Genomic DNA, 15,430 nt, shown 5'->3' with positions numbered 1-15,430 from the left:
GTTCTTGAATTTAAAAACCTACGTTAAGTCCTAAAGTGAATGTTCTGGTTCGGGGATATACACCGTGGTTATCAATACCTGGCGCCAACCCAGTATCTTCTACCTCAGGATCTACTCCCTTATAGCCGGTGATGGTAGCCACATTTTTGGCACTTGCGTAAACTCTCAGGTTACGGATATATTTGGTTTTAGGCACAAAGGTGTAGCCGAAAGTAACGTTGTCCAGCTTCACAAAACTGCCTGATTCCAGGTAATAATCTGAAAACTGATAAGATCCGTTTAAATCCTTATGCGTAGTATTGGCCGAAGCCAGAACGTTGTTTGGTAAGGCTACTTTATTTCCATAAGAAAGCTCCGTGGTATTAAGTATGTCATAATCAAACTTACCGCGTAAGAAAACTGTCAGGTCAAATTGTTTGTATTTGAAAGTATTGGTCCAGGAAGCATAATATTTTGGAATACCATTTCCAATTACTGTTTTATCGGCATCAGTGATGACGTCTGCACTTACTTTTTCTCCTTTAGCATTGTAAAAAAGCCAGTCTCCTGTTGATGTAAATCCAGCAAAACGTTTACCGAAAAAGTCACCCAGTTTACCACCTGCTACCGTCCGGATGGCGTTACCCAGCGCACCATTACCACTTATAGGGCCAAATTCAAGGTAATCTATATTGTAGATATCATTTGAAAAGCTCAGCATCTTACTGCTTTGAGTACTTGCTGTAACGGTTGAGTTCCAGGTGAAGTCTTTCCTTTTCAGGATCACCCCGTTCAGGCTCAGTTCCACTCCGCTGTTCTGGATGGCGCCTACATTGGTATAAATCGTAGATTGGATATAAGAGGGAAGCTGGGTATTATAATTTTCCAGCAGGTCGGTCGTTTTACGTTTATATACATCTAAAGTACCGTTCAGACGAAAATTGAAAAGGGAAAAATCCAAGCCTACGTTTACTTCCGTTTTCTTCTCCCATCTCAGATCGGGATTGGGGTTTCTGCTTGGGCCATAAGTCTGGTTCCATGTTTCTCCGCCGTTTGGATCGATGCCGAACAAATAGTAATTACCTGTACCCAGCGTAACGAGTGATTGATAATTAGGGATTCCCTGATTACCCGTTACACCAATTCCTGCTCTTAGTTTTAAGTTACTGATCGCTTTAATGTTGTTCATGAAACTTTCTTTGGTGATATTCCATCCGGCTGATGCCGCAGGGAAATTTCCCCATTTGTGGTTTGCACCAAAACGGGAGGAGCCTTCATGACGTAATACCAGTTCCAGCAGATACTTGTCTTTGTAATTGTAGTTTACCCTTCCAAAGAATGCAATTAGTTTGTTGTCTTCCTTAAAACTGTTAAGGCCTCCTTTTCCATCAGTAAGAAAAGTACCAGCATTGAGGTTATTATCCTCGAAAACATCATTGGCAAAGCCTGAATTTTCAGCGTAAAAATTTTCGGTATTGTTGTATTGATAGCTATAACCAGCGATCACATCAATGTTATGGTCCTTCGCAATGGTGGTTGTGTATTCAAGGGTAGGCTCTACAGCGTAATTTTTTTCCAGGTAAGAGTATTTATAGGCATATCCGGTTCCATTAATAGCGGTTCCATTTAGCATATAGCCCTTTTGCGAATCAAAGGAACCCTGATCATAATATAGGTCATCTATATATGCATTTCGCTGTATAGAGCCGAAAATAGAAGCTTTTAACCCTTTAATGATTTCTAACGTAAGTTTTGCATCTCCAGAAGTAGTTTGCTGGTCCCTGGTATATTTTTCCTGGGCCAGGCGTGCGATCTGGTTGGGGTAAGTTTGATCCTGGTAAAAACTACCATCTGGGTTATAGATAGGATCTGTAGGGTTTTGCACCAGAGCGTTATCAAAATTTGTACCTATGCCCAAAGGATTATCTGCAGAATTTCCGCCCAGCAAATTCGCTTTATTATAGTTTGTCGCCAGATTGATCTGTGCACTTAATTTGCCTTGCAAGCCTTTTTGCGTAACACTTAAACGGGTGCCGTAATTGGTACGGGTATTTTGCTGAGCAATACCATTCAAGTCGTTATAGAAAACCGAAGCCCGGTAAGTTGCATTTTCACCGCCACCCGAAAGTGCCAGGTTATGGTATTGGGTGAGATTATTCTTATCCAGCAATGCCCCATAAAAATCTGAGGAAGAGCCATTGTCATATTGTTTATTCACCAGCCCCTGGCTGATTAAAGAGCGGTAACCTGCCGCATCTAAGAAATCAGGTTTTTTAAGTAAATAATCCCTGGAAAAGTATGTGGAATAATCATAAGTTGCAGGGCCTTTTTTCCCTTTTTTGGTGGTCACCAAAATAACCCCTCCATTGGCACGCGTTCCGTAAATTGCCGCGGCAGAACCATCCTTCAGTACAGACATCGATTCAATATCGTCCTGTTGCAAAAGGTCAAGATTCCCTCCCGGAATACCATCAATAACAATTAAGGGGCTTCTGTCACCAGTCAGCGAGGTTACCCCGCGCAACTGTATAGAAACACCAGAGTTAGGGTCACCACCGCCAGTTCTGGTAATGGTCAAACCAGCAACTTTTCCCTGTATCAGGTCCATTGCATTTTTGGAGCCTCCCTGGTTAAAATCTTCAGCTTTTACATTGGATACGGCCGAGGTGAGTTCTTCTTTTTTCTGCGTACCATACCCAACTACCACAACCTCGGTCAGCGCCTGGTTATTTTCAGCCAGCTTAACATCGATCTGTGTACGGTTATTGATGGCTATCTCCTGAACGGCAAATCCAATGGAGCTAAAAATCAGCGTCGAATTACCTTCGGCGATCAGGGCATATTTCCCATTGGCATCTGTAACGGTACCAACTGTAGTTCCTTTTACTTTTACACTGACGCCTGGCAATGGCTGTCCCTTATCATCAGTAATTGTTCCGCCCACTTTCTGTACGCTCCGCCCATTTTTCAAATCGTCTTTCCTTCTCAAAACAATGGTCTGCTGAATAATTTTGTAGGACAAGGGCTGATTATTGAGGCATTCATCAAGGGCTTTTTCGATACTGGCATTATCCAGATCGATATTGACCAATGACTCTTTAGCGATATCCTGTTTATCGTAAAGTAAGCTGTATCCGGTTTGTTCTGCGATGATGTTCAGGATCTTTTCCACAGAAACCTTTTTTTGATGGATACTGACAACCTGGCTATAACTTGCAGCGCTTACCTGGGTGAGCGCCGCAATAAAAATAACGACGGTTAATTTCATGATTAAAATAGTTTGGGCCGGGAGTGGCCAGGCTATAGGGCGTGCCTTAGCATTAAAATTCATACATTTGTTTGGTTAGTTAAACATTTAGTTCATTCATCATGCAGCGAATGTGAACCTGACTTTTTTCCGGGAAAGTGCTGCGAACACTTCCCGGTTTTCTGCTTTTTTCAGCCAGATTTTATTGCTTAATCTTAGGGTCGGTTTTTTTTCATAGCTCGGTATTTATTAGGTTTATCATAGATTGATCTTTATTTGGTTAATTCGTCACAATAATTCTTTTTTCTTCAATTCTGAAATTTATGCCTGTATAACTCAACATATTGAACAGGGTAGAAGCATTTACATTTCGTGAAAGCGTTCCCGTAAGCCTTTTAGTGGGTATTTTACCCTCATAAACTACGCTTACATCATACCAGCGGGCAACCTGACGCATTACTTCCTGTATCCCGGTATCCTCAAAACTGAAATTGCCGTTCTTCCATGCCATTACTTCGCGTTCATTAATGTGTTTCTGGATCGAGATCTTGCCATCTTGATTCAGTAGAGCCTGCTCTCCAGGTTTAATCAGATCTGAAGCCGTGGCACTGCTTACACTAACACTGCCTTCCAGCAGGGTGGTTTTGGAGGTGCTTTCGTCGGGATAAGCCATTACATTGAAATGGGTACCAAACACTTTGATGGATGTATTGGCTGTTTTAACGATAAAAGGGCGAGCTGGATTTTTTGCCACTTCAAAATAAGCTTCACCTGTCAGCTCCACTTTCCTTGACTGCTGGTTAAAGCAGACAGGGAAACGAAGCGACGAGGCGGCATTTAGCCATACTTTTGTACCATCAGACAGGAGTATTTGATATTGCCCGCCTTTAGGGGTAGAAATCATATTTTCTGCATCATCTGGTTTACCCGTTACTGCAGTAAGGTTGTATAACAATTGTCCGCTGCCGGTCTTTGTGATCTGTAAACCATCATGCTCAACCAAAACTCCATTCCGGATATGATCTAATTTGATCGTTTTACCATTTGCCAGAGTTAAAATTGCGTGGTTTCCTCCGGGAAGGATATCCTGTTTAGGGCTGTGCTTAACCGTTTTAACAACCAGAGCCGGGTTTCTTTGGTGGAAATAAAAAAAACCAGTCATTAGTAAAATGGCTGCTGCAGCTGCTTTCAGCAGGAAAGAAAAGCTAGCCTTCTTTTTTGTCAGGAGAGGCTGTTCAGCTTCCACTTTAAGAATAGAATTTAAAATCTCTTCCGTTTTTTCTGGAGAGAAAAGTGGTTTTTCGGTAGCTGCATCTTCCCAAAGATCTTGTAGAAGCATAGAGAGCTGTTCATCATCAGGAGATTCACAAACTAATTTATAGAGTTCATCAATTTCTTGCTGCGTAGCTGTATGTTCTGCATACAGTTTAAACAAGTAAGTGATTCTTTCTCTAGATGTGTCCATATGATGTTAATCAGTTCTATTTGGATAATAGCTGTGGGCTACTGACTAAAGACACAAGGGATGATAAAAAGGGGGTATAGCTTTCTGTTTTTTTTATAAATACTTATAAAGTACTAGCAAAAGCAGTATAGATTCCATGTTTGCGCGTACATGGGCAATGATGGAAGAGTTGGCAATCTTTAAATACTTTTTTACCGTTTCACTGGAAATATTCATTTCATCAGAAATTTCAACGTATTTAAGTCTTCTGTGCCTGCTCAGCAGATATACTTTTTGCTGTTGGGGTGGCAGTTGGTCTATAGCCTCGTCTATTAAACGGTAATACTCACTCAGATCATTGTCTTCCTGATCCTGATTTAATATATTTTCAAAATTGGTGATCAGCGCACGCTCCTTCATTATTTTACGAAGGGAATTTAATGCCTGATTTTTTGAGATTACGAACAGATATGCTTTAAAGTTCCTGACGTCTGTAAGTTTCTCCCGGTTAACCCAGATTTTCATAAACACATCCTGTACAATTTCTTCTGCCAGTTCCATAGAATCGGTAATTCGAAAAATATAATTACCCAAATGCTGATGGTGCATTGTAAATAATTTACGGAAGGCAAACTGGTTTCCCGATGCAATCTGAAGTAGTAAATTATTTTCCCAATTATCTGTGACCATACATAATTATTTGAGGTGTTATTACAAATAACAAAAAAATAGTTAGATATCCACTATCGAATTTACAAAAGCGAAAAAAGTAAATGTATGATATAACATTTACAGGATAGCATTTCCCCTGATTTAATAAATTTTTATCCCTTACAAGCGTTTGATTTCTTTCCACCGTATTACTAGTGTTGATTAATTATATCACTACTCGATGGGCACTATCCTACAACTATTAAAAAAGAAATTTCCTATAGATAATTTTTTCTTTCATAAATCCTACTCGCAGGAAGGAGAAGACATGGTTTACCGGTCATTTTATGAAAACCGTAAACATTACAAAGGCTTTTATATTGATGTAGGTGCCTTTCATCCTTATCGCTTTTCAAATACATTATACTTTTATCAAAGTGGCTGGAGGGGTATTAACATAGAACCAACCCCTGGAGCCATAAAAATATTTAAGCTTTTGCGTAAAAGGGATATCAATCTTAATATTGGAATAAATACTGCAATGGGAGAACTTCCATTTTATTGCTTTAATGAACCCGCTTTAAACAGTTTCAATAAGCAAATTTCAGAAAACATCGCTGCAGCTAAAAGATACCGTATAAAAAAGATTATTCCTGTACAAACCATGCCCTTGTCAAAAATACTGGATAATTATTTGCCTGCAGGCACAACAATAGATTTTTTAAATATAGATGCAGAAGGACTTGATCTGGAGGTTTTAAAATCCAATGATTGGAATAAGTATATCCCTTTATTTATTATGATTGAGGTGAGAATAACGCTCGAAGATTTGGCCATTTCTGATGTTTATAACTATTTATTAGCCAGAAATTATCAATTGGTTGCCAAAACCAGCAGAACGTCTTTTTTCAAGCTCAAACAACACTAATTACTTTTTAAATTTATAGTGTACACCTAACTGTAAAGAATGGTTATACGATTGATAACTACCAAGGTCACTGCTTACTTTATAAGGCGTTAAATTTTGCTGATAGCTGGCATCCAGGTAAAACTGTTTAATACGAATGCTTATTCCACCGGTAAATCCAATATTTATTTTATTTACAGTAGTATGTTTTAGGGTAGAATCTACTCCCTGTTTAATAACGGGTATGGTATCTTTTAAATTTGTTAAGGTTGCAAACTGGTAATTTATACCGGATTGTTTGATAGGGAAGCTGATGAGGGGTCCTGCATTCAAACTAATTATATTTGATATCCGGTATGAAACAGTGAGGGGAATAGTCATGACCGCTATATTTCTCTTGTCCGTCACTTTAAGCACTTGCGTCGTATCCGGTCGGGACTTTATAAGAGAAGAAGTATAGCTGCCAGAGAGTGCCTCAGAGGTAACTATTCTCAGTCCTCCATTTAAAAGCCAGCGTGTTCTTAGTCCGTAGCTGCCAAAAATCCCAAAATAAAAACTGTTTTTGTTACCTTTATTCAGACCTGCCTCTAATCCATAATCAAACAAAGGAGTTGTCATCTTCTTTGGTTCAAAGGAGGTCTTCTTTGTTTTAATTTTCCTGAAAAATTTATCTTCAATGGGTTCAAGTTGTGCTGGCAGGAGTAAGGCATATGTACGATTGTCTTTTTGAAACATGGACGATTGATGTCTCGCCAATACATTTTTAACACCAATTGTAGCTGTATCCTGAGTATCTATAGTAGATTTATTGGCTCCGTAAGACGAAGCTGTGCCATACTGTAATCCTCTTTCTTCTTTCATTTGCCCTTCTGCTTTTGCCTTTTCAATAATCTTTATCTTTTTTATACTGTCGGCTTTTAAGAGATCAGAAATTTGAAGAAAGTCAGAATCTGCCTGGGCCGATTGGAGTTGTTTATGATTTAAGCTATCTGCAGAAAAATGACGCCTTTCTTTTTTTGATTTGGTGTTTTTTTTACCCGTGTGCTGAGGAACTGAAAAATAAACAACTGTACTGATCATCGCAGCAGCAGGAAGAGCAAAGAATAAAGAGGAAGTTATTTTTGCCGTCAGTGATTTCGCTGCGATGTGTGTGCCCGGTGAGGCTCCACCGTGAACAGGCATTTGTGTATCCAGCATATTTTTCATGCTTGCCCATGCAGAGCCTGCATCCTCCTTTAAGGGAAGCTCTGCCAGCTTTTTACGCCAGAGTTTACGATACCATGCTGAATTTCTCATGTTGCCTTATTATAATTATCAGTTGGCGGATCGATATGGTTTCCCGGTAACATCAGCATGGCCCTCAGTTGTTTTTTTCCTGCTGAAAGATGCCATCTTGAAGTACTCTCGCTGATCATTAATTGTTCGCCTATTTCTTTATGGGAATATCCTTCAATAACAGATAAATTAAAAACAATTTGTGTCGCAGCTGGCAATTTACGGATATAGCTTAAAAGATCCTCTGCATAAAGTTTATCCAGAACTTCCGGAGCGATAAAAACATGATCAGCATCTTCTATGGTATTTTCGTGATTAAATTTGATTTCCTTTCTCCCAAGGTCTATACACGTTCTGACAATAATGGTCTTTATCCAGGTACTTAACTTGCCTTTATTTTCATCAAATGTAGCTATATGCTGGAATATCTTTAAAAATCCGTTATTAAGCGCTTCTTTAGCCAGCTCATCTGATTTCAAATATCGATAGCATACACGCAGCATTTCGGCATAAAATAATTTATATAAATCCTCCTGAGCTAAGCGTTCATTAGCCTTACAGCCTTTAATCAGCTTGGAGTGTTGCTTAGCAAATAGATTCATTCATACGTTTAGTAATCCGCTACTCATAGGTTCTCTGCATTAATTACGCAGGGTTTGAGGTAAACGTGTGGCTAAATGTATTTTATTTTAATGATTTTTATTTCCTTTAAATCAACTTTTATTGTTGGCGATTGAAAATCACCAACATATCCTTGACTACTTACCGTTCGGAGGCAAAATTTCTCGCTCCATAGGCGCAAGCGAAAACCATAAGGCAAGCAAAACACCATAACTGCCGCCCCTTTCAATCCATTCAAAAATTTCGTAATGCGGATAAAAAAGTTCTGTTCCCATTTTCCAGATGATAAATATCACCAATATAGGTCTTGATGGACGAATCAACAAAAGCAATGCGGCTATCAGTTCGATGATCCCTGCGGTAAAGGCAACCTCGTGTGCATCATGGAAACCAAGGGACGCGTACTGTCCCAGCAAACCTTTTTTACCGATCAGATTAAGCCAGGCATGGCCTGCGAACAATAAAAATGCAGTAATTCTCAAGCTGAGCTGTATATTTTTTAGCTGACCATCCTGAAGTACCATAGGAGTCTTTAATTTCTCGAACCAGGACCTTAAGCCCTGGCCGGTGTTACATAACAGCAACAGCGCAAATGGGGCTCCGTAATTACCCGCTCTCTCTATAAATTCTCCAAAAGGCTCCCCGGAAAGAGGCCTGAAGGACGCCGTCAGCAAAGCCCATATGACCAGCCATGCTGCAATGATTCTAATAGGATAAAATAAGAGTATCAGACCTAAAATAATATCAACTGTACCTACCATAGGCATGAGCTGGTATGCCATATCATGGCCAATTCCAAAAACTGCAAAGTAATTGGCCCAGATGGCTTTAGTGATGATCCCAAATGCCCCATGACCAATAAAACACATTGCAGACGTCACACGAAGTGTATAGTATATCCTTTGTTGGGTTGAAAACGACTTTTTCATGTCTAATTCTGCCTGGTAATGCCCGCCTTCTTAATTTTCTCGATGATGTAGCCCGCAACGTCCTTACCTTGTTTATTGCCTGCTTTGATGCTGTCCATAAAATGGATTCCTCCATAAAACCTGGATATGGAAGCTTCTTCTGCTGCCTGTGTAAAAGAGGTAAAACTGCGGATGCCCGAGCCAAATGGAATCTCGGTATCATCGGTATAGGCAAAGTGATCACCCAGCAGATAAGTAAGCATAGCTGCCGAAGCATTTGAAGCCACCGCATGTCCGCTGGTGTTTTCAGGAAATGGAGGGGTTTGCAATACAGGCCTCCACTTCAGGTCTATGTTCCTGTTGATATAAGTTTCAGGCCGTACCCGGTTACTTCTGTATTTTTCATCCCAGCAGGCAATAAAGGCATCCATCAGGGAAATAGACTCCATGGTAACTACTACAATGGATTGATCAAAGCCTAAATTCGCTTTTTTAACCACTAAACAAGCAATATTCATCCAGTGCCCGGCGGGGCTGATCTTCTTAAAACCAATCATCATATGGCCTGAGGTAGTTACCGCAAAAGGATTACAATCCCAAAAATTTGCTTTGTTCAAACTCTCCGGTGTCTGGTTTTTTGAAGCATCATAAACCTGTCTGGCAAGATGATAAAAATTGCTGGTCGTGTCTTTACTGTAAGGGGTAGCCGGAGTGGGTTTGAACTGCGAAGAAGAGTCGAGCACTAATGGTTTTATAGTCGTCCAGTTAGGTTCTACCGCATCAAGGTAGGCCGGAGGAGTGGGATACCAGTAAGCATCACCCTTTTTCGGAGTATATCTTAATTTACCGCTTAATTTACCATAACCATCTGTTTTGGAAAAATTAATCACCTGTGCAGCGATCTGTTTAGCCAGCTCTATTGATTGTGTAATAATAATCTCACTGATTTTATTTTTTCGGAGCAGGGCCACATAAGTGTCCTCGTCATCCTGCAATAGATAACCAGATGGCAGCATAATTTTACTGGTTTCCAGTACGCAATAAATAGCAGCGATCCGGTAATCATAACCTTTAACGTCTGTGGTGATGTTTGTTGGAAAGCGGGAGATAAATGATGAAGGTGCGGGCACTTTTTGGTTATTCTGAGAGACAATGGTATAGGACCCCAGCATGATGTAAGAATAATAGCGGCTGGCCACAGGCGGGCTAACCACATCATGTATCATCACCATATTAACTGCGTTGATAACAGGTCTGATTTCCAGGTAATCCGGCAGGGATTTTGCGGCATGGGCAAACAGATTGGCACTATAAAGGAGTGCTACGACTAAGAGGTTACGCGTCTTCATTTTGTTTCTTGATAAAATTGAACCGGTGCATTGGCAATCCCAATCATCAGGTAATTGGTTCCGTTGATTTTTATTTCCAGGGCAGACTTTACATCACCTGTAATAGAAAGCCCGCTTTCGGTTTGGCTGAGGTATTTAAAACCACCTTTTCCATCACCAGTTAACAAACAGCCATAATTGGCATCCATGCTGCCTAACTTCAGGCGGTTATCAAAATGGTTTCCAAGAAGCAGGAGGTCTTCTTTTCCATCATGGTTAAAGTCTTTAACCAATGTCTGGTAAACAGGGGAGAACTGCGCTTGTAAGGGTAGTGCCGTAGCGATAAACTTGCCATTTTTATTTAAATAACAACTAGTTAGTAAATTATCGACGGTTAGTTTTCCTGCTTTTGCCAATTGTTCAGGTGTAAAGATATCCTTCATCGTCACATCAGCATAGGCTTTATAGGAATTGAACTTTTTACGCATAGGGTAGATCAGGTCATTGAGCTCATCCCTGCTTACAAATGGATAGCTGGTGCCCTGAACATAGAAATTGAAAAATGGATCCATAGAGCCATTACCATCAAAATCGGCGTAATACATTTCTGCTGGCTGTTGTTCAGTAGCCCTGATCGGTGAATTTAAGCCAAGGTTTCCTACAATTAAGTCGGGACTGCCGTCACCGTCAACATCTGCTACGTTAAGCGAAGACCAGAAACCATTTACTGGTTTGCCGAAGTATTGATCAGTCTGGTCAACAAAACCAGCTTTTGTATTCATATATACCTTAATGGGCATCATCTCTCCGCAGATGATCAAATCCTTCCTTCCATCTTTATTGAGGTCAATCCACTGGGCATCGGTTACCATACCTGCATTAGCGAAAGGAACGTCTTCAACAGTGAAAATACCTTTGCCGTTGTTGACCAATAGATAACTTTTAGGCGTCGCAGGATACTGTCCCGGGATTACGCGTCCACCTATAAACAGGTCAATATCTCCATCGCCATCAAAATCGCAGGGACGGACGCAAGACTTGCTATTGGCATTGACTGCCGGTAGAGGGGCATCGTTAAACTCTCCCTTTCCATTATTTAAAAATAACTGATCCTGTAAATCCTGGGTGTTGGGATTATACAAAGCATAACCTCCTTTAACCAGGTAGAGGTCAGGGAACCCATCCCCATTGGCGTCAAAAAACACCGCTGCGGATACGGTTGAGGTTTGCTCTCCGCCGGGCAGATCAACTGACTTAAACTTACCATCTTTCTGCTGCGTAAAGATCTTTCCTGGTGAAAGCTGATCGCCACTGATAAAGAGGTCTTCCATTCCGTCTTTATTTACATCTGCTTTTACGATCACCGGAGAGGTTTTCGAATACATAAATAACATTACCAGCTGACGTTTAAAATCATTGATGTAATTGTCGGCAGGTTTGTAAGTTAATAAGGGCTCTGCTTTGGTAAATAATGGCGCATTGATCTTAACCTTATTCTTTTTATGGTCCGGTTTGTCGGGCTGGTAATCAATCACCAGGTGCTGATCAGGTTTAACATCCTGTAGGAGCTGTCTGTTCCCGTCCGGCCAGATAATTCGAATAGAATCAATTGTTTTCTGCTTGCCGAGTCCGAAATTCAATTTGCTGGAAACGCTCGACAAATAACCACGCCCAGGGTTCACTTCCTGGTACTGTAAACCTTCTTTGGTATATACATAGATTTTTGCACCTACAGCATTGGTATTGGCACCCTGGCCTTTTAATTTGATGCTGATATAGGAGTTGGCCGTAGTTTCCCGGCTGGTGTTTTTGTAAACAGTAGCTTCTTCGTTAATGTTATTGACTATCAGGTCAAGGTCGCCATCATTATCCAGATCGGCATACACGGCGCCACTGGAAATGGTAGGGTTAGTCATTCCCCATTCCTGCTGCTTATTTGTAAAAGTGAGGTCGTGGTTGTTTTTAAATATATAGTTGGGCAGCTTAGTTGAAGGCATGGCTTTAATTAGATCCATCAACAGAAAGGGCTCCTTTGCCATCGCTTTCTTTATTTTATAATCGCCCCAATAGCGTAAAAAATCTTTATTGGTATAATCACGCAGATAACCATTCGTGATAAAAATATCTTTGTAACCGTCATTGTCATAATCGGCTATCAGGGGGCACCAGCTCCAGTCGGTAGCGGCAACTCCGGTTAACTGTGCAACTTCACTAAATGTTCCATTGCCATTGTTCAGCTGAAGCATATTGCGCATGTATTGTTTGTAAAGATCCTGTTTAAGCATCAGTTCAAAAGTTTCGTAATTTTCTTCCAGCTGCAGGGATTTTTGCCGGTGGTTGTCTTGCGGCAGCATATCCAGTGTAAGAATATCGGGAAGACCATCGTTGTTGTAATCGGCGATATCTACACCCATAGAGAAGTGCGACATGTGCCTTAAATATTCTTTTGACTTTTCTGTAAATGTACCATCGTGGTTATTGATATACATAAAGTCAGATTCATTGTAATCATTGGTCACGTAGATATCCGGCCATCCATCCTGGTTAATATCAGCAATAGCTATACCGAGGCCAAAGGTGAGTGGATTTTGGATAATACCCGCTTTTTTAGAAACATCTACAAAGTGATTGCCCTTATTTTCAAATAATTTATTACTGGCTAGCTCATCCGTTTCATTGCGTACCTGTGCAAATTCCATATTGTCAATTTTCTTGACGTTATGGTTTAGCAGCATCATATCCAGATCGCCATCATTGTCATAATCAAAAAAAACGGCCTGTGTACTATAACCAGGATCGTCTAATCCGTATTCTTTTGATCTTTCTGTAAATGTCGAATTTCCATTATTGATAAATAGCTGGTTTCTGCGTTTATCAGCGTCTACTTTTCCCGAATAACAAATGTAAATGTCCATGAAACCATCGCCATTTACATCGGCCATCGTTACCCCGGTTTTCCATCCGCCTGAGCGGCCTTCCAATCCTTTGCAGGCTTCTTTAGTAATGTCTTTAAACTTCATATTCCCCATATTAAGGTAAAGTTTATTTGGCATCATATTACCTGTAAAAAACAGGTCTTCCAGGCCATCATTGTTGATATCACCAACGGAAACACCACCGCCGTTATAAAAATATTCGTAAGAAAGCACATTCAGGCTTTCGTTTTCATTGATCGCGTTATTGAAATGAATATTGGTTTGCTGGGAAGGTACAATTTGAAACAGCGTTTGCTGAGCAGAAGCCATAAAGCTATTGCCGTATAAGAGGATAGCTAAAACGCTATACCTTAAAAATACCTTTTTATTGAAGAGTGTTAGATGTTTAGGCATAAACAATTTTATAAATTAAACTCTTAATATACAGGATTAATCCCTGAATTTTGATGTTTGAACTTAAATTTTAATTAAAGAAAAAGGAGACGGTTACCGTCTCCTTTTTCTTTATTAGGTAATGGATAAAAACTATTTGCTATCCCACCATACTCTTGCAATGTAAGTGTCTCCGCCAGATAGACGGGCAACAGCTGCACTGTAATTTGTTGGGTTAGTAGAAGGGATACCTGTTGGATATGGTATTCTTCTTGGAATACTTCCGTCTGTAAACTGACCTGAATAAACTACTGGTGTTAATACAGGGAATCCTGATCTTCTCCAGTTGCTCCAGTTCTCATTAAAGTTGAACAAAGTAGCTGTTGCTACCCAGTATTCTGTATTGATCTGCTGTAAAGCTGTAGCTGGATTTAACGGATGCGCAGCAACATAAGTCGCAATGCTTCCTGCGTCAACAGTAGCTACCGGACTGGCGTTCAGTTGTGCTAAAGATGACATGTCTGCAGCTAATGCATTTGCGTAGTGAGTTGTAGCAGCACCTGTAGCCCATCCTCTTGTAGCAGCTTCCGCTAACAACAATTCAGATTCACCATAAGTTAACAGGAAGTTTGCACGGCTCTTATCTTCGTAAACCAAAAATCTTGGTCTAGAATATTTACCATCTGGTGCAGGTGCATCACCTGCAACCGCTGGATCAGCAGGAGTTGCGCCAGGAAATCCAGGTGCATTAGAGATATCAGTAGTACCACCGTTCTGGTCGTAACCATTTGGCATACCAATTTGTAAACTGGCAGTATTGATACCAGCAGCTAAATTCTGGTTTGCAGCTTTACCAGTACCTGATGCGATCTCTCCGATTGCAGAAATACGAGGGTCAGCATTTGCCTGCAGGTAATCCATCAATGTTTTAGACCAGCGAACTTCTCTAAAATCATCCGTAACCAATAATGCATTCGCATCACTGTTTGAATAACTATCTGCATTATCAGCATATACTTTAGCGTTATCAGTAACAGCAGCCATTGTACCGCCTGCGTAAGCTAATTCAGCATATTTCTGTGCTGTTGTTGGATCAACTTTAGTTAAACGCATCGCTAATCTTAGCATCAGCGAGTAACCTAGTTTTTTCCATTTTGTGATATCACCACCATAGAAAAGATCTGATGTTGGTTTATCTTTAGCAACATCTAAAGCTGCGGTAGCGGTTACCAATGTAGATAACATCGAAGTATAGATATCTTTCTGTGTATCAAATACAGGAGTAGTAACGCCTGTTTTTGCTTGTAACGCTTGTGAGTAAGGAATATCTCCGTAAGCATCTGTTACACGTTGTAAGATGAATATATTCATGATGGTACCAATGTTATCCAAATTTGTATAAGCAGCATTGCCTTTTACCAAATTCTTCATTTCATAGGTCAGGGTTGCTGCGCTGTAGCCTGAGCTCCAGGTTCTGCCCTGGTAAGCTGTACCACTTCCCCTGTACACATATTTATCACCATTACCATAATAATCGTAAGTAGAGGCTAAGCCTTGTGCCCACATACTTTGGTACAGCAACTGATCATATCCAGTTTGTCCAAAAGACATTTGCGACTGTGATAAGAGGAAATTTGGATTAAATAATGCTGCTGTGGTCTGATTTGGATCCGTATTTTTAGCAGTAAAGTCTTTTGTACAACTTACAAAAAAAGAACTAGCTATAAGTAAGGAACTATATATGATTCGTTTTTTCATGTTT

At 40.3% G+C, this 15,430-nt stretch carries 10 protein-coding genes; 1 reads left to right on the top strand and 9 read right to left on the bottom strand.

Annotated elements, in window-relative coordinates; genetic code table 11:
* Window positions 1–10: 10 nt before the first annotated feature.
* From GSQ84_RS05310 to GSQ84_RS05300, 3 genes are all read right to left on the bottom strand, one after another.
* The gene (locus GSQ84_RS05310) at window positions 11–3,247 is read right to left on the bottom strand and encodes a TonB-dependent receptor (RefSeq protein WP_158796235.1); all 3,237 of its coding nucleotides are present in this window, start codon (window positions 3,245–3,247) and stop codon (window positions 11–13) included.
* Window positions 3,248–3,506: 259 nt separating this feature from the next.
* Window positions 3,507–4,691 (bottom strand): FecR family protein, encoded by a 1,185-nt coding sequence (locus tag GSQ84_RS05305; protein WP_158796234.1) that lies wholly within the window; start codon window positions 4,689–4,691, stop codon window positions 3,507–3,509.
* 93 nt (window positions 4,692–4,784) lie between these two features.
* Window positions 4,785–5,360: an RNA polymerase sigma-70 factor gene (locus GSQ84_RS05300; protein ID WP_158796233.1), complete on the bottom strand. Its 576-nt coding sequence runs from the start codon at window positions 5,358–5,360 to the stop codon at window positions 4,785–4,787.
* A 202-nt stretch (window positions 5,361–5,562) separates the two neighbouring features.
* Here GSQ84_RS05300 and GSQ84_RS05295 point away from each other — a divergent pair, with 202 nt between their 5' ends.
* Window positions 5,563–6,249, top strand: a complete 687-nt coding sequence (locus GSQ84_RS05295) for an FkbM family methyltransferase (protein WP_158796232.1) — start codon at window positions 5,563–5,565, stop codon at window positions 6,247–6,249.
* Here GSQ84_RS05295 and GSQ84_RS05290 read toward each other — a convergent pair whose 3' ends face one another.
* From GSQ84_RS05290 to GSQ84_RS05265, 6 genes are all read right to left on the bottom strand, one after another.
* Window positions 6,250–7,524 carry an outer membrane beta-barrel protein gene (locus GSQ84_RS05290; protein WP_158796231.1) on the bottom strand — a complete coding sequence of 425 codons (1,275 nt, stop codon included), beginning with the start codon at window positions 7,522–7,524 and terminating at the stop codon, window positions 6,250–6,252.
* Window positions 7,521–8,105 carry an RNA polymerase sigma factor gene (locus GSQ84_RS05285; RefSeq protein ID WP_158796230.1) on the bottom strand — a complete coding sequence of 195 codons (585 nt, stop codon included), beginning with the start codon at window positions 8,103–8,105 and terminating at the stop codon, window positions 7,521–7,523. Before GSQ84_RS05285 ends, GSQ84_RS05290 begins: the two co-directional genes overlap by 4 nt.
* Before the next feature lie 156 nt (window positions 8,106–8,261).
* Window positions 8,262–9,053, bottom strand: a complete 792-nt coding sequence (locus tag GSQ84_RS05280; RefSeq protein ID WP_158796229.1) for a hypothetical protein — start codon at window positions 9,051–9,053, stop codon at window positions 8,262–8,264.
* A 2-nt stretch (window positions 9,054–9,055) separates the two neighbouring features.
* Window positions 9,056–10,381 (bottom strand): vanadium-dependent haloperoxidase, encoded by a 1,326-nt coding sequence (locus tag GSQ84_RS05275; protein ID WP_158796228.1) that lies wholly within the window; start codon window positions 10,379–10,381, stop codon window positions 9,056–9,058.
* Window positions 10,378–13,689: a VCBS repeat-containing protein gene (locus GSQ84_RS05270; RefSeq protein ID WP_216848878.1), complete on the bottom strand. Its 3,312-nt coding sequence runs from the start codon at window positions 13,687–13,689 to the stop codon at window positions 10,378–10,380. Before GSQ84_RS05270 ends, GSQ84_RS05275 begins: the two co-directional genes overlap by 4 nt.
* A 132-nt stretch (window positions 13,690–13,821) precedes the next feature.
* A complete protein-coding gene (locus GSQ84_RS05265) occupies window positions 13,822–15,426 on the bottom strand; it encodes a SusD/RagB family nutrient-binding outer membrane lipoprotein (RefSeq protein ID WP_158796227.1) in 1,605 nt (534 codons plus the stop codon).
* Window positions 15,427–15,430: the final 4 nt, after the last annotated feature.

The sequence above is a fragment of the Pedobacter sp. L105 genome (assembly GCF_009765875.1).
GTDB lineage: Bacteria > Bacteroidota > Bacteroidia > Sphingobacteriales > Sphingobacteriaceae > Pedobacter.
This window is presented reverse-complemented; position numbering and strand designations above follow the sequence as displayed.

What these genes read in the sequence shown, in the direction of transcription:
- GSQ84_RS05285 (WP_158796230.1), bottom strand. Translation starts at nt 8,105, where the DNA reads ATGAATCTATTTGCTAAGCAACACTCCAAGCTGATTAAAGGCTGTAAG.
- GSQ84_RS05295 (WP_158796232.1), top strand. Translation starts at nt 5,563, where the DNA reads ATGGGCACTATCCTACAACTATTAAAAAAGAAATTTCCTATAGATAAT.
- GSQ84_RS05280 (WP_158796229.1), bottom strand. Translation starts at nt 9,053, where the DNA reads ATGAAAAAGTCGTTTTCAACCCAACAAAGGATATACTATACACTTCGT.
- GSQ84_RS05275 (WP_158796228.1), bottom strand. Translation starts at nt 10,381, where the DNA reads ATGAAGACGCGTAACCTCTTAGTCGTAGCACTCCTTTATAGTGCCAAT.
- GSQ84_RS05265 (WP_158796227.1), bottom strand. Translation starts at nt 15,426, where the DNA reads ATGAAAAAACGAATCATATATAGTTCCTTACTTATAGCTAGTTCTTTT.
- GSQ84_RS05305 (WP_158796234.1), bottom strand. Translation starts at nt 4,691, where the DNA reads ATGGACACATCTAGAGAAAGAATCACTTACTTGTTTAAACTGTATGCA.
- GSQ84_RS05290 (WP_158796231.1), bottom strand. Translation starts at nt 7,524, where the DNA reads ATGAGAAATTCAGCATGGTATCGTAAACTCTGGCGTAAAAAGCTGGCA.
- GSQ84_RS05270 (WP_216848878.1), bottom strand. Translation starts at nt 13,689, where the DNA reads ATGCCTAAACATCTAACACTCTTCAATAAAAAGGTATTTTTAAGGTAT.
- GSQ84_RS05300 (WP_158796233.1), bottom strand. Translation starts at nt 5,360, where the DNA reads ATGGTCACAGATAATTGGGAAAATAATTTACTACTTCAGATTGCATCG.
- GSQ84_RS05310 (WP_158796235.1), bottom strand. Translation starts at nt 3,247, where the DNA reads ATGAAATTAACCGTCGTTATTTTTATTGCGGCGCTCACCCAGGTAAGC.